Here is an 18,782-nt window from a genome sequence, read left to right as displayed (position 1 = left end):
GGAGGTGTTCACTGCCGATCTACCAGCGACTATTTATAAACAAGCCGCTGGAACAGTGGAATCCGTCACCGCACCGCCGATCACTACTTAAAAACGATCTCAGGCCAAATCTGTAAGCGACTGCTGTTCGTACACGTCGGGGTCGGCGGGCGGCGCGTCCCGGATCTCGGGGAAGTACTCCCGGAGTTGGTTCGCCAGCTCCTCGCCGAGGCGGACCGGGACCGCGTTGCCGATCTGTTTCATGACGTCGGTCTTCGTCCCCTCGAACGCGAACTCGTCGGGGAACGTCTGGAGCCGCGCCATCTCGCGGGGGGTGAGGTAGCGGTCCTCGGTCGGGTGGATGAAGACGTTCGTGCTCACCGTCAGCGACGGCTCGTCGGGGTCGAGCCGGCGGAGGTACGTGCCGTACCGCTTGACGATCTCCGGCTCGTGGGGACAGGTATCGGTGTCCTCGCAGTCGCACTGGTACTTCTTCGTCTTGAGGCGGTCGGGGAGGTCGCGGTAGTAGCCGCCCGGCGGGACGTGGCGAATGCGTTCGAGCGTCTTCTCGCCGGTGTCCGCGTACGTCATGTTCGGGAGGTCGTCGGTCGCGTCCGCAAGCGCCTCGCCAGCGGTGCGCCACTGGCCCTCGGGCGTCGTGGGCTCCGGGAAGCGGATCGGGACGTCGCGGTCGGTTCCCATGAAGAAGATCCGGCGGCGCTTCTGGGGGACGCCGTACTGCTCGGCCTCCAGCACGCGGTACTCGCACTTGTAGCCGTGCGCCGCGAACTCGTCGACGATGAGGTCCTTCACGTACCGGTCGTCGCTGGTCTGTCGGTTGATCAGGTCGCGGACGTTCTCCATCAACACCAGCTGCGGTTCGAGGACGGAGACGACGCGGAGGAACTCCTCGAAGAGGGTGTTCCGGCGGTCCTTCTCCATCTCGTCGAGCTCGATCTGCTCGTTGTTGAGCCGGCTGAACCCCTGGCAGGGCGGTCCGCCGATCACGACGTCGATTCCGTCGGGGTCGTAGCCGGCGTCCGCGACCGCATCGCGGATCGCCGGCGCGTCGAGCTCGCGGACATCGCCGTCGAGGAACTCCACGTCGTCGAAGTTGCGGCGGTACGTCTGCGCGGCCGGCCCCCACTCGTCGCTCCCGAGGGCGACGTCGAAGCCGGCTCGTTCGAAGCCTAAATCGAGGCCGCCACAGCCGGAGAAGAAGCCGGCGACGACCGGCGCGTCGGCGTCGTCGCTCGCGGCGCGCGCGCCGTCCGTGTCGGTTACGGCGTCGTCGCTCGCGTCGGCCGATTCAGAGACGGCGTCGCCGTCAGCGCCCACCGACACCACCTCGCCCGGCTGCGGGCGCGCGTGCTCGGTCCATTCGAGACGGGGTTCGCCGCGGGCGCATAAAAACGTCACACCTCGGCCGGCGGGGCCGAAGCTCGTCGCCGTCGCGCCGTCGAGCACCGGGAATCGTCCGACGCCGGCGATCAGGCCCGCCGCTCGCTGATCTCCTCGGCGATGCGCTCGTCGGGGCGGCGGAGCTCGCCGGACTCGACCTCGTAGACGTAGCCGGAGACGGTCGTGTCGTCCGGGATGAACGCGGACTCGCGGAGGTACTCGACCTGCGCGGCGCAGGCCGCGTCGATGTCGTCGGTCATCTTCACCCAGTCGAGGAGATCGGCGTCGCCGATGTTCAGCTCCGGCAGCGACGGGTCGAGGTCCGCCTCGTCGAGGTCGCCCGCCTGCGCTTCGAGGCCCTCGCGGACCGCCTCGTCGGGGGCGCTCATCATCCCGCAGTCGGTGTGGTTGATCACGACGATCTCGTCGGTGTCGAAGAAGTTCGTCGTGAGCGCGGCCGACCGGATCACGTCGTCGGTCACCTTGCCGCCCGCGTTGCGGAACACCTGCGCGTCGCCGAGGTCGATGCCGAGCGTCTCCTCGATCGGGATTCGCTCGTCCATACAGGCGATGACGAGGAGGTTCTCGTCGGTCGGAATCCCCTTGCGTCGCCGGCGCGCCCAGTCGTCGCGCTCGTCGACCGCGGCGTCGAGTTTCTCGTGGTGGGTGTCATGGTCGGCGTGGTCGCGAGATGCCATCAAAAGATCGGAGGGGCGCGAGAAACGGGGCCGTTGCGGAAACCACGATCCGCGCCGTCGCCCCGGATCGGCGGCGATATCGTCCGACGTCTGGGACGCGAATCGGACGCCGAACGGAGCGAGGGCGATCGACGGAAGCGAGCGGGCGGTGTCCGATCGGGGCGCCGCCTTTCGAAATCCTTTTGTCTCGAATCGGCGTTAGTGCGAGTGCGAGCCGCCTTAGCTCAGACTGGGAGAGCACTCGACTGAAGATCGAGCTGTCCCCCGTTCAAATCGGGGAGGCGGCATATTCTGAACCCGCGAGCGACAGCGAGCGTGTGAAGAAACGACGCCGAGCCGATTTGAGCAGACGAGTCGCGAGCCCGAGCGGAGTGAGGGCGAGCGTCTCGGCGAGTTCAAATCGGGGACGGCATGGCTTTTCGACGCGATCTGTATTCGTGAGCGTCGACTGAAGATCGAGCTGTCCCCCGTCCCCGCGAGCGTCGGCTGAAGGACCCGGTCACCCGTTCGGCCCCAGCGGCGCCGCACATTCCCGGCAGTACACGAATCCAGCCGCGTTTTCGGTGCCGCACTGTGGACACGTCAACGGCGCCGCTCCGTCGGCGTCCGAATCCGCCGGCTCCCGGTCGTAGACGGGGTCCTCCGTGTACTGCTCGATCTCGCCCTCGCGCCGCTTACGGCTGCGCTCGCGACCCTCTCGGAAGATCGCGACGAGGGCCCGAATCCCGACTCCCAGCGCGACGAGCAGCAGCGCGCCGGTCGCGACGAGGTAGACCGTGCCGGGGTCGAGCATGGGGCAACTACGGGCCCGAGACGTAGATACTGTGGGGTGACAACATGGGACGCGGACAGACAGCGGCTCCCGGCAGACTGGCCTCGGCTCCGGGCGGCCGACCGCGCCTCACTCGTCGCCGACGAAGACGGTCGCGAGTCGGTCGCCGCAGTGCGGGCAGTTCAGCGTCTGCCACGTGTCCGGGTCGAGGTCGCCGAACGGCTCCGAGCGCCGGGCGTCCGCGACGGCGACGCTCGCGCCGCACGTCCCGCAGTCGTAGGTGTCGGCGGCGTCAGTCATTCCCCGAGCGAGTACAGCGCGGTCGCCGCGAGGATGCCCGCGGTCTGCCCGGCGCCGACGAGTGCGATTCCCGCGACGGTGCCGGTCGGAGAGCCCGCGATCGCGGCGACGGCGGCGCCCGCGACCGAACACGCGGCGGCGACGTGGTGGACGATCGAACGCGGGACCGCCGGGTCGCGCAGGCCGGTGTAGACGAACGCGGGCGCGGGCAGCAACATCCAGCCGTAGAAGGCGACGGCGAGGAGGGCGTCGGCCGGGAGCGCGGCCGCGAGCGCCGGGACGGCCCCGTCGCGCGCGAGGAACCCGGCGACGCCCGCGAGCGTGACCGGGGTGCCCGCGAGGATGACCAGCTTCCACGCGCGGAGGACCCCCGACGCCATGTCGCGCCACGAGGCGACGACGAAGGCGACGAGCAGGACGCTCATGACGACGTGCGCGACGAACAGCGCGTGCGCGGAGACGACGCCGAGGACGGCCCCCGCGGCGACGCCCCACGCCGCCGGGACCAACAGCGCGGGACCGTTCTCGCGGAGCGTCAGGCCGAGACCGCCCGCTCGGTGCGCGTGAGACACACCCGCCGCTTTCGCGGCCGGAACCATAAACGTCGGCGTCGGACGGACCGAGAGAGAACTCGACGGATCGACCAAGCTCCCGATTTGAATCCGTCGTACGGTCAGTGTGCGGTCGTAGAACTGAAATTATTCGAAGACAAACGTTCAGCGAGCGTCGTGGTAACTGTACACTCGCAATTCTTATCCCCGGTCGGGGCTTCTCTATGAACGCAATGGCGACCGGAAAGGTTGATTTCTTCAACGACACTGGCGGCTACGGATTTATTGAGACTGACGACGCGGACGACGACGTGTTCTTCCACATGGAAGACGTCGGCGGCCCGGACCTCGAAGAGGGCCAGGAGCTCGAGTTCGACATCGAGTCCTCCGAGAAGGGCCCCCGCGCGACCAACGTCGTTCGGCAGTAAGCCGATCCGAAAAGGTGGGTCGGTCCGGCTGACGCCGAACGCGACTCTGACACACGGTACCAAACGTTTTCGTCCGCGTCGCGGGCTCACGCTCGCCGCGGCCGTATTTTACTCCCGACCAGCGAACCGCTCGTCGTGTGCGCCGTCGGTTTACAAAAGAATCCGCGAGAGCGTCGCGTCCGCGCTCAGATGTGCTGGCCGAAGAGCCCGCGGCCCTTCGTCACCTCGACGTCGCCCTCGACTTTGGTCTGACAGGCGAGGCGGACGTCGTGGCTCGGGTGGTGCGGCGGGAACCAGAGGCGGGCGCGCTCCTTCTTGCTCGGTTCGCTGACCTCGCCGTCGACCTGGACCGCACAGGAGCCGCACGAGCCAGCGCCGCGGCAGTTGAGCTGCTCCATCTTGCCGTTGTAGACGGAGAGACCGGCCTCTTTGAGCACGTCGCGCAGGTTGGCGCCCTTCTCGCACTCGATTTCCTCGCCCTTGTAGGATACAGTAGGCATGTGGATACACGGTACGCGAGCGATCCACAAAGAGTCTGTGTCCGCGGGCCGCGGCGCGGAACCGAGCGCGGCGACCGCGTCGTCCCGCGATACCGGTCGTGTGCCGAACGTCGGACGCCGACGGGGCGTTTTTTACCCTCGGCACCGCAGGATGGCACAATGGGACTCAGGTGTCTGCTCGGACACGACTTCGGCGAACCCGAACTCCAGCGGGAGCGCGAGGAGGACGGCGACGAGGTCGTCACGACCGTCAAGGAGGTGAAGACCTGCGCTCGCTGCGGCGAGACGCAGATCGTCAGCGAAAACACCGAGGTGACGACGATGGAGCAACTCGCAGACGAGGCGGCCGCCAACGCGGCCGGCGAGAGCGACGCGGGCGCGGCCGCGACGCCGGAAGGCGGCAGCGCTCCGGGCGCCGCCGAAGGGACTCCGCCGGGCTCGGCGTCGGCGACCGTCGACGCGGACGACGCGGGGACCGGCACCGGCGGAGTGACCCTCGACGAGGAGACGGGAGCCGGGAGCGACGACGCGGTGATCATCGACGACGGAGCCGACGACGGGGAGCCCGAGATCGCCGACGCAGGAGCGTCTCCGGAAGCGGGCGGCGCGCCGTCGGACCCCGCCGAGCACCCCGACGCCACGGGCGCGTCTGACGCGTCGAGCGGTCCGGACCCGGCGGACGAGGACGCGGAGCTGTTGGACGCGGGCGAGGAGTCGGCGTCGGATTCGTCCGCCTCCGCCGCGTCGTCCCCGACGGACGCCGCGCCGGAATCCGCGTCGAGCGACGAGCCCGACGCGGAGAGCGACGACGGCGTGATCCTCGACGAGGACGGGGAGGACGCCGACGACAGGGAGCGCGGCGCGTGGCCGTCGGTCGACGAGGGAGACGCCGACGCCGACGGGTCGACCGCCTGGCCCGACCACGGCGGCGAAGACGAGGGGTTCAGTGCGGAGGTCGGCGAGGGCGGCGACGCGGGCGTCGAGTTCGGCGGCGGGCTGACCCCGGAGGCCGCGGATCAGCAGGAGGAGGACGGGGAAGAGACGGAGTACGTCGAGGCCCCCGACGACGCGGAGAGCGTCGCGTTCGACGCCGGCGACGAGGGCGAGACGGGCATTACCCGCGGCGAGAGCCCCGAACTGGAGACGATCGGGGACAACGAGCCGACGGAGTACTACTGTCCCGAGTGCGGGATGGTCCGGGCCGCGCACGGGAGCTCGATGCGCGCGGGCGACATCTGTCCGGAGTGCAAGCGCGGGTACGTCGACGAGCGGCCGCGGTAGACGGAGCGAAAACGGCGTATCGACGGCCGAGCCCGCGCGGAGAGACCGTGACGAAACTGGTTTACGCCGGCCTGTCGAACGGTCGCGGCATGAAGGAGTACAAGATGCGCCGCGGCGAGCATCTGGACGACCGCATGCCGGACCTGAAAGGGTCCATCGAGGAGTACTTCGGCGAAGTCACCGGCACCGAGGAGTGGCAGGGCCACGAACTGTACGTCGTCGCGGACCCCGACAACCCGGTGTTCGACCGGATCGTCGCGGGCGCCGCCGAATACGGGAGCAAGAAGGACAAGCTGGCTGTCCACTTCGAGGAGCGCCCCGCCGAGGACGTCATCGCCGAGGGGAACGCCGACGCCGCCGCGGACGCCGTCGACGCGAAAAACGAGTTCCTCTTGGAGGCGACCGGCCGCGACGCGAAGTCCCGCCGCGACTCGCTGAAGCGCGAAGTCGAGGACGACGCGCCCGACTACTGAGCGGGTCCACCCGCCGTCGGCGCCGCCCTTCTCTCGTCGAGCGCCGCTCGCGACGCCCGTAGCGCCCAGCTCGTCGTATCGGACGCAGCTCGTTCGCGTTATCCGAAGCGCCCCGCTCGTCCGAACGGGGGCGTCCGAGAACGCCGTCTCGCAGGCGGGAGAGTGTCAGGATCGATCGGTTAAATATTTATTCGAATTCGAGTTAATACTTCGCTAGTCTTAACTCGGTGGGAGACGAAAGGCGTGTATGAGCATCGAGACAGTTGTGTTAGCGGTCGGGAGCGAAGACGAGAAACGAACCGAGCGGCTCGCGGAGGAGATCATCGCGCTCGCCGGGCCGGCGGACGCCGAGGTCGTGTTGACCCACGTGTTCGGCGAGGAGGAGTTCGACGAGACCCGCACGAAGCTGGGCTTCGACCCGGACGGCGAGAACTCGACGCCGGACGCGGTCGCGGAGCGACACCGGACCACACGGGATCTCTCGAAGGCGCTGTCGGCGGCCGGCGTGCGACACTCGATCCGCGGCGCGGTCGGCGACCTCGCGGACGAGGTCGTCGAGACCGCGGAGGGCGTCAAGGCCGACCGCGTCGTCGTCGGCGGCCGGCGCCGCTCGCCGACCGGGAAGGCGGTCTTCGGCAGCGCGGCCCAAGAGGTCATGCTCTCGGCGCCGTGTCCGGTGACCTTCGTCCGCGAGACGGCGTCGTAACGCGATTTCGCGAAAACGGTTCGATTCTTTACCCCCGCTCGACCGCCCGAAGCGTCCCGCTTAAGTGAGACGGGTCCGCGCTTACACCCCATGTACTACGTGGGCGTCGATCTCGGGGCGACGAACGTCCGAGCGGTCGTCGGCGACGAGACCGCGGCGGTCCTCGGCTCCGCGTCGCGAGGCACCCCGCGGGGACCGAACGGCATCGCCGTCACGGAGGCCGTCTTGGAGGTGGTCAGGGGAGCCTGTACCGACGCGGGAATCGCGCCGAGCGAGGCGGTCGCCGCCGGGATCGGCTCGATCGGCCCCCTCGACCTCGCAGAGGGGGTCGTCCAGGGGCCCGCGAACCTCCCGGACACCGTCGAGCGCATCCCGCTCGTCGGCCCGGTCGGCCGACTGCTCGACACCGACGAGGTGTACCTTCACAACGACACCATCGCGGGCGTCATCGGCGAGCGGTTCCACTCCGAGCGCAACCCCGACGACATGGTGTACCTCACCATCTCCTCGGGGATCGGCGCGGGCGTGGCCGTCGACGGCAACGTACTCTCGGGGTGGGACGGCAACGCCGGCGAGGTCGGCCACATGACCGTCGACCCGCACGGGTTCATGACCTGCGGGTGCGGGCTCGACGGCCACTGGGAGGGGTACTGCTCGGGGAACAACATCCCGAAGTACGCCCGCGAGCTGTACGAGGAGGACCCGATCGAGACGAGCCTCCCGATCGAGGACCCCGACTTCTCCGCGGTCGACGTGTTCGAGGCCGCGGGCGAGGACACCTTCGCCGACCACGTGATCGACCAGGTCGCCCACTGGAACGCCATGGGGATCGCCAACGTCATCCACGCGTACGCGCCGCTCGTCGTGAGCGTCGGCGGCGCGGTCGCGCTCAACAACCCCGACCGCGTCCTCGATCCCATCCGCGAGAAGCTCCCGGAGATGGTGTTCATCAACGTCCCGGAGGTGCGGCTCACCGACCTCGGCGACGACGTCGTGGTGAAAGGCGCACTCGCGAGCGCCCTGACGGGCGGCACCGGCGACCGCTCGCGGGTCGAGAACGCCCCCTGACGGTCGACGGCGGAACGCAGAAACGAGAGAGATTTCGCCCTACTGCTCGAACTCGTCGAGCTCCGGCTCGACGTCCTCGCCCACCGCGTCGCGCGTGTCGAGGAACGCGTCGCGGTACCGCCAGATCTTTCGGAGGAGGACGTACCCGAACGCGCCCTGGAAGACCACGACGAAGCCGAACAGCGCGACGACCTGCGGGAGGCCGAAGAGCTGCGAGGCGATTCCGGTCACGGGACCCACGAGCGTGTTGTACAGCGCGTGGATCGCCGCCGCGAGGACGAGCCCCTTGACGATGATGGGGCCGCGGTTCTCGGGGTTGAACTTTGCGAGCCCGAGGTAGTAGCCCGCGAACGCCGAGTAGACGACGTGGCCGGGGCCCGCGAGCGCCCGGAGCCCGGCGATGCCGTCCCCGGCGCCGAGCGCCGCGATCCCGACCGTCAGCTCCGCCATGTCGACGGTCTGGGCGATGTACACGAAGTTCTCGATAACGACGAAGCCGAGCCCCGCCATGGCGCCGTAGACGGCGCCGTCGATGACGGCGTCGAACCGGGCGTCGGTGTACGCGTACAACCGCACCGCGAGCAGCTTCACCGACTCCTCTATCGGGCCGACGACGACGAAGAAGAACACGACGAGCCCGAGGAAGCCGAACGGCCGGAAGTACGGCTGGAGCACGCTGTTCAGTATCGCCGCGAACGTCGCGGTGAGAATCGAAAGCAGGAACGTCGCCACGAGGAGCGACAGCGGCTCGGCGGTCGTCACGTCCGAGACGTACACGTACGCGGCCAGGCCGAGCGCGGGGATCACCGAGAGGCCGAGGAGGATCGCGATCGCCGGGTCGAAGAGGAGCCCGACCCCGAATGAGCCGAGGATCGCTAAGAGTCCGACGAAGGCGACGAAGACGACGAGCGCCTTCGCCGAGCGGGTGATGAGCCAGTGTAACGCAACCGACAGCCCGTCGAGGGAGGTCCGCTCCTCCCAGGTCGCGACGTCGTAGAGGTCACGCTCGTCGTCGGCCCGGGACGCGATCGGGTCCTCGTCGGATGGCATGGCTCCCGTTTACCTCCCGGGTGACTTAATTAGTGGGCGGCATCCGAGCGGCAGCCGGCGGTAAGCGGGCGGAAGCGGCGCGGTCGACAGAATTGAAACGGCGGCGCCCAAAGCCGGGGTATGCACTTCGATCCACGGGTCCAGCGCGCCCTCCGAGAGGCCGGGGTGGACGCGGACGCCGTCGCCGACGCCTCGGACCGCGTCGCCGAACTCGTCGCCCGCGACGCCGACCGACTCCGAGCGTTCTTCGACGCGGACGGACCGTTCTACTCGGACATGGAGATGGCCCACAGCGCGTCGGAGACGCAGGAACACGCGACCGCCGACGTCGACCTGTTCACCCACGGGAGCGACCTCCGCGGCTACCTCTCGCTCGACGGGTGGGGCGTTCCGGTCGAGGGCGGACGGATCCTCAGCGAGGGCGACGACGGCGAGCCGGTCGTCATCGAGCTCTCGCTCGGGGACACGGTGAACGACCGGGTGCGGTTCGCGCGCGAGCGCGAGGAGCTGTGACGATGGCGCGGGCCCGCGTCCGCGGCATCTACGCGACGGCGCTCACCGCGCGCCTGCTCGACGCCGGCCACGAGGTCGTCGACGCCTCGCCGCCGATCCGCCGGCGCTTCGACGCCGCGTTCGGAACCGACCCGCCGGACGTCCGGATCGAGACGAGCGGCGACCGGCAGGGCGTCGGCGCGTACGGCGACCCCGACGCGCTCGACGCGGTCCGCGGCCTCCTGACCGACGCCGGCCGCGACGCGCTCGCGTGGGCGGACCCGACGCCGCCCGGCACAGTCCTCGACGGAAAAGTGACGGAGACGCTCGGCGGCGGCGCCGTCGTCGACCTCCGAACCGACGACGACGATACCGCCGAGGGGTACCTCCCGTACGGCGACGTCGACGCCCGGGTAGAGACGGGAGACGCGGTCCGCGTTCAGGTGCGCGAGTCGGCGGCGCCGTGGACCGACCGGCGCCCCGACCTCTCCGGGGCACTCCGGGTCGGCGGTGACCTCGTCGCGCTCGAACCGGGCTCCGGGACGCGGGTCGACGTGCGGGACGACGAGGCCGCCCGCGAGCTGTCGGGGATGCTCGACCTGCTCGACCTCGACCCACCGGACGGGTGGCGCGCGGTGTGGCAGCCACCGGCCGTCGAGGCCGACACGGAGGCGCTGACCGCGGGGCTCGACGCCGCGGTCGACGCCGCCGAGGAGCTGCGCGCGGCGGTCGATCCGGGAGACGGAGACGAAACGGGCCTCGGCGTCCTCGACGACCCGAGCCGGCTCCGCGACGCGCCGGTCGCCGCGCCGAACGCCGGGGTCTGGGTCTGGTTCGGCCGCGAGAGCCGGTTCGGGCTCGACGACGCGCGCCGGACCGCGACCGCGACGATGCCCGGCCACCACCGGGTGAAGGCGGGCGCCGCGGACGCCTCGGCCGGGGTCGACCTCGCGGAGGCGCTCTGCGAGCCGGCCCCCGACGCCGAGTTCCCGTTCGCGGTCGTGGCCGACGCGTTCGGCCCGGCGGAGGGCGACGCGCTCCGGATCGACCACGGGAAGCCGGACGGCCGGCTGATCACCCTCGGCGAGGGGACGGTGACGGGGGTCGACCCCGACGGGACCGTCGCCGTCGAGCGCGAGATGACCGGCGGCGGGACCTACGACGGGCTCGGCGTCGACCGCGTGGCGGGCGACGTCGCCGAGACGAGCCTGAAGGAGGGACGCTGGTGGTACCCGACGACGTACCGCGGCCGCGACGGGACCGTCCGCGGGACGTACGTCAACGTCTGCACGCCGGTGGAACTCTTCCCCGACGCCGCCCGGTACGTGGACCTCCACGTCGACGTGGTGAAACGCCCCGACGGAACGGTCGAGCGCGTCGACGACGACGAGCTCGACGAGGCAGTCGCGACCGGAACGGTCCCCGAGCCGCTCGCGGAGAAGGCGCGAAGCGTCGCGTCAGCGCTGGAAAACGCGTTGTAAGGCGCCCAACGCCCCGAAGAGCGCTTCTGGACTAACTTGTCGACTCGGTCGTTTCGAAATTCAATCACTTCTCTGCGTGACAATAACATTATTATTCATCGCATAGACGGTGCGGACGGAATGAGTGAAAAACGATCACAGCAATCGTTAGGCGGATCGACGCGACGGGGGTTCCTCGGGAGCGTGGGGGCGCTGGTAGCCGCGGCCGCCTACTCGCGGGACGTGTCGGCCGATGACGCCGCGCGGGTGGCCAACGATGCGGACGACCCGGTTCAGACGGTGACGTCGCCGGACGGGTCGATCGCGGTCACGGTCGACGTCGCCAACGGGGTGCCGACCTACGAGGTCGCGCGCGGCGGCGAGACGTACGTCGGGCCGTCGACGCTCGGGTTCGACTTCCGAAACCAGTCGGCGTTCGGCGCGAGCGCCGGCGGCGAGGACGGGCCGGTGACGGTGACCGGCACCGAACGCGAGGCGGCGACCGAAGAGTGGGATCCAGTGTGGGGCGCCTACGACCGAGTTTCAGCCGACTACGAGGCCTTGAACGTCGGCCTCGCGGACGCCGCGGAGGACGGGTCCGGCGGCTCCGACGACTCCGGCGACTCCGACGACTCCGGCGACTCCGACGACTCCGGCACGGCGGAGAACGGCGAGGGCGGTTCCCGGAGCGCGACGCTCCAGATACGCGTCTTCGACGACGGGGTCGGCCTCCGGGTCGTCCTCGGCGAGGGATTCGCGAGTAACTCGGGGAAGGCAGTCGTCGACTCGGAGAACACCGGCGTCGACTTCGCCGACGACTACACCGCCTGGTGGATCGCGAACGCGGTGACGAACCCGCGGTTCGAACAGGAGTACGCGGAGACGCCGCTCTCGGAGATTCCGGGCGGGAGCGACGACCGACAGCCAAACGACACGCCGATGCGGACCGGGGCGCACACGCCGCTCACCGTCGACGCGGGCGACGCGTACCTCAGCGTCCACGAGGCGAACCTCGACGACTACGCGGCCGCGACGCTCGCGCCCCGGAGCGACGACGGCGGGACGGCGTTCGCGACCGAACTCACACCCCTCCCCGACGGGTCGCGGGCGTCGCTGGAGCTGCCGGCGGCGACGCCGTGGCGGACGATCCAGGTCGTCGACCGCCCGGGCGAGCTGATCGAGTCGCAGCTGGTCCCGCTGCTCTCCGACCCGCTCGACGAATCGGCGCTCCCGACCGCCGGGGGCGCGCCCGACACCGACTGGATCGAGCCCCGCAAGTACGTCGGCATCTGGTGGACGATGATCGCGGGCTCGGCCAACTGGGAGTACAAGACCGACGACGAGGTCGCGGGCGACGACGGCAACCCCGCCGCGTACATCCACGGCGCCCGCACCGAGCGGATGAAGCGCTACATGCGCTTCGCGAGCGAGAACGGCATCGACAGCGTGCTCGTCGAGGGGTGGAACGAGGGATGGGACACCTATCCCGGGGACGGCTCCGGCCTAGAGTTCGGCGTGGACGACTCCTACCCCGACTTTGACGTGCGCGAGGTGACCGACTTCGGCGCCGGCCTCCCGGACCCCGTCGAGATGACGATCCACAACGAGACCGCCGGCAACATCCCGAACTACGAGGACGCGGTCCTCGACGGGGACGTCTTCGCGGGCTACGACGACGTCGGCATCAACACGATCAAGAACGGCTACGTCGCGGACCGGGGGCTCGGCATCGACGGGGAGGGGATGGCGGCGACCCACAACCACCACAACCAGCTCGCGGTGAACGACCACCGGCGCGTGATCCGCGAGGCGGCCGCGAACCGCCAGCAGCTGGAGATCCACGAGGGGATCAAGCCGACCGGCGAGATCCGAACCTACCCGAACGTGGCGAACCGCGAGGTGGTGAAGGCGCAGGAGTACGACGGGTTCGGGCAGCTCGGCTCCAACGTCGGCCGCGACCACCACGTGACGCTGCCGTTCACGCGGAACCTCGCCGGCCCGGTGAGCTATCAGCCGGGCATCTTCGACATCACCTTCAACGACGAGCGCGGCGACCAGATCCAGACGACGCGGGCGAAGCAGCTCGCGATGTACCCGACGTACCTCAGCGGCCTCCAGATGGCCGCCGACCGCGTCGAGGCGTACGTCGACGAGACGTTCGCGGTCGGCGAGGCGCTCCAGGCCGCCGCCGGCGAGCTCAACGGGCTCGTCACCGACGACTCGTGGCGGGACGCGTTCGGCACCAACTTCGTCGCCGTCGACCCCAACCGCGCGCCGAGCGGGTCGTCGGTCTCGTTCACGGTCGAAGACGTGCCGAGCGCCGGAACGTACGACCTCCACCTGCGCTACGCGAGCGATGCCGAGGAGAACGCCGGTCGCGTGATCGACGCCGGTACCCCCCGAGCGACCCTGCGCGTCAACGGCGACCGCGAGACCATCGAGCCCGACTTCACCGAGTACTGGGACGACTGGCAGGTGTTCACGACGGAGGTCGAACTCGACGCGGGCGACAACGAGATCGCGATCGAGCTCGACTACGCGCAGGGCGAGAGCGGCTTCACCGGCGACGTCGGCGGGTTCAACCTCAACACGGTCGCCGTCACCGAGGCCGGCGAGCCGTCGCCGGTCCCGGCCGAGTACGAGGGGTACGTCCCCGAGAACGAGAACTTCGACGCCGAGCCGGAGTTCGCCTTCATCGAGTCGGTCCCGGCCGCCGGCTGGGACGAGACGCGCGTCGTGGGCTCCGCGATCGGCGACTACCTCGCGATCGCTCGCCGGCACGACGACGAGTGGTATGTCGGCGTCATGACGGACGGCGACGGCCGCGCGGTCGACGTGCCCCTCGACTTCCTCGCGCCCGGCGATTCGGGCGGGAAGGGGAACGGCAAGGGCAATGGAAACGGGAAGGGCCGAAACGGCCCGAAGTACGTCGCGGAGATCTACTCGGACGCGGTCGGCGCTGGCGTCGACGCGGATCCGACCGGAGTCCGCATCGACGAGGCGGTCGTCACGCCGAGCACGACGCTGCTCGCGTCGCTGGCGCCGAGCGGCGGGACCGCCGTCAGACTGCGCCCGGCGCGGGGCCGCGAGATCAACAGGACCACCGAGTATGAGCGCCCAGAGCAGACGATTTCAGTGTCGATTGCCGACGAGGCAGACCTCGGAGAACAGTTCATCAGCGGAACCGGCTCCAACGACGCCGCGTTCGTCGGCGGAACCACGGTCGAGATCGTCGTCGACGGCGAGGTCGAGGCGCTCGGTAACGTTCGGCTCCCGCCGAATGCGACGGACGAGACGGTCGACCTCGGCTTTAGTATCTCGCGGATCGGGACCTTCGACGTCGTCGTGCGCGAGGCGGATGGCGGGACGGAGCTCGGCTCCGGGACCGTCACGGTGGCGCCCGGCAATCTCGTTGCGGGGTTCACCGATCCCGCGGGCGACGACGACGGACCCGGGGAGTACGTCTACCCGACGAACGACGCGTTCCAGGAGGGAGCCTTCGACCTGCGCTCGTTCCGCGTCCTAGAGACCGACGAGGAGTACCGGTTCGCCTTCGAGGTGGAGAACCTGTACGACGCCTACGGAGGAAATGTCGCGCCGTTCTCGCCGCAGTACTTCGTCGTCTACCTGCGCGATCCGGCGGCCGACAGCGGGCGGACGACGGAGATTGGCGACCTGGGTATTTCGGCAGAGTTCGACGATCGCTGGCAGTACCGCGTTGGCGCGAACGGCTTCGGTGCCGCCGCCGTCGACGAGGCCGGGAACACGGTCGAATCACCGGAGGTTTTCGTCGATGACGGGTCCGGCATCGTAGTCGTCTCAGTGCCGAAAGAGTCTATCGGCGGCCCGGACCTCTCCGAGTGGGAGGTCTGTCCGATCGTCGGATCGGAGAACTTCGGCGCGTTCCGCGACGTACAAGTCGACGCCGGCGGAGATGTCTTCGGCGGCGCGCGCGAAGGCGCCGTCGACAACGCGCCGAGCGTCATCGACCTAGTGACTCCGGACGGGACCAGCCAGTCTGACGCGCTCAGCTACGACGCCGACACGCTCGCGTCGCTGCCGTTCACGCCGCTGTAGAGAGGAGAAGGGACGCGACGGGAGCCCCCGTCGCGTTCAGAAGTGGTTCGCGGATTCGGTCTCGTGTTTCAGCTCGCCGCCGCGGCCGCCCTCGACGGTGGAGGCCCCGTTGTCGCCGGAAGAAGCGGTCCGCACCGTCACGTTGTCGACCTCGTCGAAGTCCATGATGAGGTCGCGGCGGATGTTGTCGGCGGTGATGTTCGAGATGCCGCACCCAGAGCAGGTGCCGCCGAGCTCGACGACGACCTCGCCGGTTTCGGGGTCCGCCTCGCGCACGACGCTCGTGCCGCCGTGCATCTGGATGATCGGCATCTGTCCGACCATCCACTGCTCTACCCGGTCTGCGAGGCTTTCGTCGCTCTCGTCGCTCATTACCTCCAGTACAGCGCCGACGGTATGGAAAGTTGCGGTTTAGGAGCCTCAGAACGCGGCGAAAGGAACTGTATCATCGTCGATGAGACGGTACGGCGCCGGATGGGGCCGTGAGCGGTCGGCAGCGAGCGTCCCCGGTCGCTCCCGCTGGTCGGCGGCGCTACGGATCTCGCTCGTCGCTCCGGTCGGCCGTGTCGCCGGACTGGCTCGGGAGCCGCGTGGGGTCGGCCGCGTCGTCGCCGTTCATCGAGTCGTCGCGTTCGAGCAGGTAGAGGAGCGGGCCGAGCGCGGTCAACACGAGGACGCCGGGCAGGGGCGCGTCGGGCACGAGGATCAGCGTGACGAGGCTCGCGCCGCCGGTGAGGACAACGAGGGCGGCCCACGCCGCCGGCGAGCCGAGGTCGACGCCGACGCGGAGGGCGTCGCGGTAGACGGCCGCGGCGATCAGCGCGACGGCGACGCCCCCGCCGCCGGCGACGAGCGCCGTGGTGACGGACATACGATGGGTTGGGGCGAGACGCGAAAAAGGGTGTCGCGAGCGAGCGTGACCGGAAAAGGCGGAGGGAGGGAAAGAGAGCGCGAACGCGAGGGCGGAGCTACGGCGCTTCGCCGGTCTCGATGCTGAAGGAGTCGCGCGGGTAGGCGACGCAGGTGAGCGTGTAGCCGTCGTCGATCTCGGCCTCCTCGAGCATCTGCTGGTTGTCGTGCTCGACGAAGTCCTCCGAGGGGCCGTCCGTAATCTGGCCGGCACAGGAGACGCACTGGCCCTGGCGGCAGGCGTACGGGAGGTCCCACCCCTCGTCTTCGCCCTGTTCGAGGATGGGCTGGTCATTGGAGAGCTCGACCGTCTCGCCCTGCTTGACGAACTCGACCTCGAAGTACTCCACCTCGTCTTCGGGGATGTCGCCGGGGCCGGAGCTTGCGGTGCCGCCCTCTTCGAGTTCGCCTTCCTCGCCGTCGCCGCCGGCCGGGATGGCGCCGCCGCCGCCACCGCCGCCACCGATCGCGCGGTTACCGGGTTCCGGGAACTCCGTCTCGGGGACCGCGGACGCGCGGTGTTCGAGGACTTCGTCCGAGATGTCGGTCGTGGGCTCCCATCCCGTCCCCCTCACCGAGGTGACGAGGACCATGAGCAGCGTCGCGACCGCCGCGAGCACGATCGCGGGCGGGTTCACGATCGCCGCGAGCACGATCGCCAGTGGGTTAAGCATACGAGGGAATATGGAGAGGTGGATTAAGACCGTTTTGATCGGTCCAACGGGACGAGACCGGGATCGGGGCCGATACCGCGGCGCGATCGGCCGGAGTCACGCCGCGGAGCGGTCCATTTATCGGCCGAGCGGCCGACTGGACGCCCATGGAAGTGAAATCCCGGCACCACCTCCGGAGCGACGAGATCACGGCGATCCAAGAGGCGGTCGCCGACCACCTCGGAGTCGACATCGACGGGGACACCTTCGAGTTCGTCGAGTTCGTCGACGCCGGCTACGAGCTCGTCTTAGTCGACGGCGACCCCGCCGTCTTCTACGTCGACGACGACGAGCCGTTCCTCACCGTCCGGGGCGCGAACAACTTCGACCCGGAAACGGGTGTCGTCACGGTCGACTCCGGCGCGATATCCTTCGTTTCGGACGGCGCCGACGTGATGCGTCCGGGGATCGTCGAGGCCGACGAGGCGATCCGCGCGGGCGACCTCGTCGTCATCGCCGAGGAGACCCACGGGAAGGTGCTGGCCGTCGGGCGCGCGCTGGTCGACGGCGACGGGATGGTCGGCGACAGCGGAAAGGTCGTGGAGTCGATCCACCACGTCGGCGACGACCTCTACGAGTTCTCGGTGTGAGAGCGGGGCGCGACGGCGGCGACTATTTATAAATAGGTCCGCGGTGGCGCGTGCCGGTGAGCGGCCGGTAGGCCGCGAACCGCACGCGCGAGGGAGTCGGTCGCCGAGCGAAGCGACGGCGACCGACGAGGCTGGGGAGGCGTGAGGCTGCGGTTGCGGTGCTGTGGGGTGGACTCAAAGGGGCAGCCGCGAGGCCGCAGTAGGCGATGTAAGCACCGCAGCGAGCGGAGCGAGCGAGGAGCGCAACGAGCGTACTGCGGCCTCGCGGCTGGGGCTTTGGAGGTGTTCGCCACCGATCCACAGTCAGCCACTTATAAGCGAGCGGCTGGAGCTGTAGCGGAGTCCGCCACCGGGCCGCAGTCAACGATTTATAAACAGACACCGGAAGCGGCGTTGACGTCCCGATCGAACGCGTCCCATTCGCTCCGCGCCTTTTAATCGCCTCGCCCGCGACGCCAGACGTAATGACCGCGATCCGGGTGTTAAGCTACAACGTCCGCTACGCCAACCGGGGCGATCACCACGACGCCTGGCACGACCGCCGCGACGCCGTCGCGCGACTCGTCCGGTTTCACCGGCCCGACGTCGCCGCGTTTCAGGAGCCGCTACCGGACCAACGCGACGACCTCCGCGAGCGGCTCCCGAAGTACGAGTTCGTCGGACGCGGCCGAGAAGCGGACGGCGAGGGCGAGGGGTGTCCGGTCGCGGTCCGGAGCGACCGCTGGGAGGTCACCGAGAGCGACACGTTCTGGCTCTCCGAGACCCCCGAGGAGCCCTCGGCCGGCTGGGACGCCTCCTACCCCAGAATCGCGACGTGGGGGCGGGTCCGCGCGGTCGACGGCGACGCGAGACTCCTCGTCGTCAACACGCACTTCGACCACGTGAGCGCGCACGCGCGGCGCGAGTCCGCCCGCCTGCTCCGCGAGCGGGTGCCGGAGATAGCAGCCGCAGGCGAGGGCGGCTCCGACGAGACGCCCCCGGTCGTGCTCGTCGGCGACCTCAACTGTACGCCGGGGTCGGAGCCGCACCGGATCCTCGTCGAGGGCGACGGCTCCGAGACCGACGAGGGCTCCGAAATCGGCGACGGGGCCGCCGGGAAGCCGCCTGAAGACGCCCTCGCGCTTCGCGACGCCGCGACCGAGGCTGACCTCCGGTACGGCCCGGAGACGAGCCTCACCGACTTCGCCCGCCTCATCGACGGGCGCCGGATCGACCACGCGCTCGTCTCGCCCCCGGTGTCGGTCGACACGTTCGCGACGCTCGCTGACCGGGACGACCGCGGCCGATACCCCTCCGACCACTTGCCGATCCTCGCGCGGCTGTCGATGTAGGAA

At 69.5% G+C, this 18,782-nt stretch carries 20 protein-coding genes and 1 tRNA gene; 11 read left to right on the top strand and 10 right to left on the bottom strand.

Annotated features, from left to right (window positions below):
* Positions 1-99 precede the first annotated feature (99 nt).
* Together ACOZ35_RS12300 and ACOZ35_RS12295 are read right to left on the bottom strand one after the other, a co-directional pair.
* Entirely contained in the window at positions 100-1,317 is a 1,218-nt protein-coding gene (locus ACOZ35_RS12300; protein ID WP_424016066.1) for a DNA cytosine methyltransferase, read from the bottom strand.
* Between the two features lie 152 nt (positions 1,318-1,469).
* Entirely contained in the window at positions 1,470-2,078 is a 609-nt protein-coding gene (locus tag ACOZ35_RS12295; protein WP_424013851.1) for a beta-class carbonic anhydrase, read from the bottom strand.
* Between the two features lie 213 nt (positions 2,079-2,291).
* Between ACOZ35_RS12295 and ACOZ35_RS12290 the strand changes: the two genes are divergently transcribed.
* Positions 2,292-2,365, top strand: a tRNA-Phe gene (locus tag ACOZ35_RS12290).
* Between the two features lie 212 nt (positions 2,366-2,577).
* Here ACOZ35_RS12290 and ACOZ35_RS12285 read toward each other — a convergent pair.
* The 3 genes from ACOZ35_RS12285 to ACOZ35_RS12275 all read right to left on the bottom strand — a co-directional run bounded on the left by ACOZ35_RS12285 (position 2,578) and on the right by ACOZ35_RS12275 (position 3,749).
* Positions 2,578-2,871: a DUF7577 domain-containing protein gene (locus tag ACOZ35_RS12285; RefSeq protein ID WP_424013850.1), complete on the bottom strand. Its 294-nt coding sequence runs from the start codon at positions 2,869-2,871 to the stop codon at positions 2,578-2,580.
* A gap of 108 nt (positions 2,872-2,979) precedes the next feature.
* On the bottom strand, positions 2,980-3,150 hold the full coding sequence (locus ACOZ35_RS12280; RefSeq protein WP_424013849.1) for a hypothetical protein: 171 nt from the start codon (positions 3,148-3,150) through the stop codon (positions 2,980-2,982).
* Positions 3,147-3,749 carry a hypothetical protein gene (locus tag ACOZ35_RS12275; protein WP_424013848.1) on the bottom strand — a complete coding sequence of 201 codons (603 nt, stop codon included), beginning with the start codon at positions 3,747-3,749 and terminating at the stop codon, positions 3,147-3,149. Before ACOZ35_RS12275 ends, ACOZ35_RS12280 begins: the two co-directional genes overlap by 4 nt.
* Positions 3,750-3,934: 185 nt before the next feature.
* Between ACOZ35_RS12275 and ACOZ35_RS12270 the strand changes: the two genes are divergently transcribed.
* Positions 3,935-4,129 (top strand): cold-shock protein, encoded by a 195-nt coding sequence (locus tag ACOZ35_RS12270; RefSeq protein ID WP_004599158.1) that lies wholly within the window; start codon positions 3,935-3,937, stop codon positions 4,127-4,129.
* Positions 4,130-4,314: 185 nt separating this feature from the next.
* Here ACOZ35_RS12270 and ACOZ35_RS12265 read toward each other — a convergent pair whose 3' ends face one another.
* A complete protein-coding gene (locus ACOZ35_RS12265; protein WP_017341817.1) occupies positions 4,315-4,629 on the bottom strand; it encodes a 2Fe-2S iron-sulfur cluster-binding protein in 315 nt (104 codons plus the stop codon).
* A gap of 159 nt (positions 4,630-4,788) precedes the next feature.
* Between ACOZ35_RS12265 and ACOZ35_RS12260 the strand changes: the two genes are divergently transcribed.
* From ACOZ35_RS12260 to ACOZ35_RS12245, 4 genes are all read left to right on the top strand, one after another.
* Positions 4,789-5,910 (top strand): DUF7093 family protein, encoded by a 1,122-nt coding sequence (locus tag ACOZ35_RS12260; protein WP_424013847.1) that lies wholly within the window; start codon positions 4,789-4,791, stop codon positions 5,908-5,910.
* Positions 5,911-5,999: 89 nt separating this feature from the next.
* Positions 6,000-6,383 carry a DUF5611 family protein gene (locus tag ACOZ35_RS12255; RefSeq protein WP_149799575.1) on the top strand — a complete coding sequence of 128 codons (384 nt, stop codon included), beginning with the start codon at positions 6,000-6,002 and terminating at the stop codon, positions 6,381-6,383.
* Between the two features lie 247 nt (positions 6,384-6,630).
* Complete coding sequence (locus ACOZ35_RS12250; RefSeq protein ID WP_424013846.1) at positions 6,631-7,089, top strand: universal stress protein; 459 nt, start codon at positions 6,631-6,633, stop codon at positions 7,087-7,089.
* Between the two features lie 90 nt (positions 7,090-7,179).
* Positions 7,180-8,157 carry an ROK family protein gene (locus ACOZ35_RS12245; protein WP_424013845.1) on the top strand — a complete coding sequence of 326 codons (978 nt, stop codon included), beginning with the start codon at positions 7,180-7,182 and terminating at the stop codon, positions 8,155-8,157.
* A 39-nt stretch (positions 8,158-8,196) separates the two neighbouring features.
* Here the strand turns inward: ACOZ35_RS12245 and ACOZ35_RS12240 are convergent, their stop codons facing one another.
* A complete protein-coding gene (locus ACOZ35_RS12240; RefSeq protein ID WP_424013844.1) occupies positions 8,197-9,207 on the bottom strand; it encodes a PrsW family intramembrane metalloprotease in 1,011 nt (336 codons plus the stop codon).
* Between the two features lie 120 nt (positions 9,208-9,327).
* On the opposite strand from ACOZ35_RS12240, the gene ACOZ35_RS12235 reads away from it, so the two are divergent.
* The 3 genes from ACOZ35_RS12235 to ACOZ35_RS12225 all read left to right on the top strand — a co-directional run bounded on the left by ACOZ35_RS12235 (position 9,328) and on the right by ACOZ35_RS12225 (position 15,236).
* Positions 9,328-9,720 (top strand): DUF7532 family protein, encoded by a 393-nt coding sequence (locus ACOZ35_RS12235; RefSeq protein WP_424013843.1) that lies wholly within the window; start codon positions 9,328-9,330, stop codon positions 9,718-9,720.
* Positions 9,721-9,722: 2 nt separating this feature from the next.
* On the top strand, positions 9,723-11,180 hold the full coding sequence (locus tag ACOZ35_RS12230) for a DUF402 domain-containing protein (protein WP_424013842.1): 1,458 nt from the start codon (positions 9,723-9,725) through the stop codon (positions 11,178-11,180).
* A 183-nt stretch (positions 11,181-11,363) separates the two neighbouring features.
* The gene (locus tag ACOZ35_RS12225; RefSeq protein WP_424016065.1) at positions 11,364-15,236 is read left to right on the top strand and encodes a glycoside hydrolase family 97 catalytic domain-containing protein; all 3,873 of its coding nucleotides are present in this window, start codon (positions 11,364-11,366) and stop codon (positions 15,234-15,236) included.
* A gap of 36 nt (positions 15,237-15,272) precedes the next feature.
* Here the strand turns inward: ACOZ35_RS12225 and ACOZ35_RS12220 are convergent, their stop codons facing one another.
* The 3 genes from ACOZ35_RS12220 to ACOZ35_RS12210 form a co-directional block, all read right to left on the bottom strand.
* Positions 15,273-15,608 (bottom strand): NifU family protein, encoded by a 336-nt coding sequence (locus tag ACOZ35_RS12220; protein WP_007995449.1) that lies wholly within the window; start codon positions 15,606-15,608, stop codon positions 15,273-15,275.
* Positions 15,609-15,768: 160 nt separating this feature from the next.
* Positions 15,769-16,107 carry a hypothetical protein gene (locus ACOZ35_RS12215; RefSeq protein WP_424013841.1) on the bottom strand — a complete coding sequence of 113 codons (339 nt, stop codon included), beginning with the start codon at positions 16,105-16,107 and terminating at the stop codon, positions 15,769-15,771.
* A 97-nt stretch (positions 16,108-16,204) separates the two neighbouring features.
* The gene (locus ACOZ35_RS12210) at positions 16,205-16,819 is read right to left on the bottom strand and encodes a 2Fe-2S iron-sulfur cluster-binding protein (protein WP_424013840.1); all 615 of its coding nucleotides are present in this window, start codon (positions 16,817-16,819) and stop codon (positions 16,205-16,207) included.
* A gap of 146 nt (positions 16,820-16,965) precedes the next feature.
* Here ACOZ35_RS12210 and ACOZ35_RS12205 point away from each other — a divergent pair, with 146 nt between their 5' ends.
* Both ACOZ35_RS12205 and ACOZ35_RS12200 read left to right on the top strand, forming a co-directional pair.
* Positions 16,966-17,448: an RNA-binding protein gene (locus tag ACOZ35_RS12205; RefSeq protein WP_424013839.1), complete on the top strand. Its 483-nt coding sequence runs from the start codon at positions 16,966-16,968 to the stop codon at positions 17,446-17,448.
* 464 nt (positions 17,449-17,912) lie between these two features.
* Complete coding sequence (locus ACOZ35_RS12200) at positions 17,913-18,779, top strand: endonuclease/exonuclease/phosphatase family protein (RefSeq protein WP_424013838.1); 867 nt, start codon at positions 17,913-17,915, stop codon at positions 18,777-18,779.
* Positions 18,780-18,782: the final 3 nt, after the last annotated feature.

It is taken from the genome of Halorubrum xinjiangense (genome assembly GCF_049604745.1).
Lineage (GTDB): Archaea > Halobacteriota > Halobacteria > Halobacteriales > Haloferacaceae > Halorubrum > Halorubrum xinjiangense_A.
This window is presented reverse-complemented; position numbering and strand designations above follow the sequence as displayed.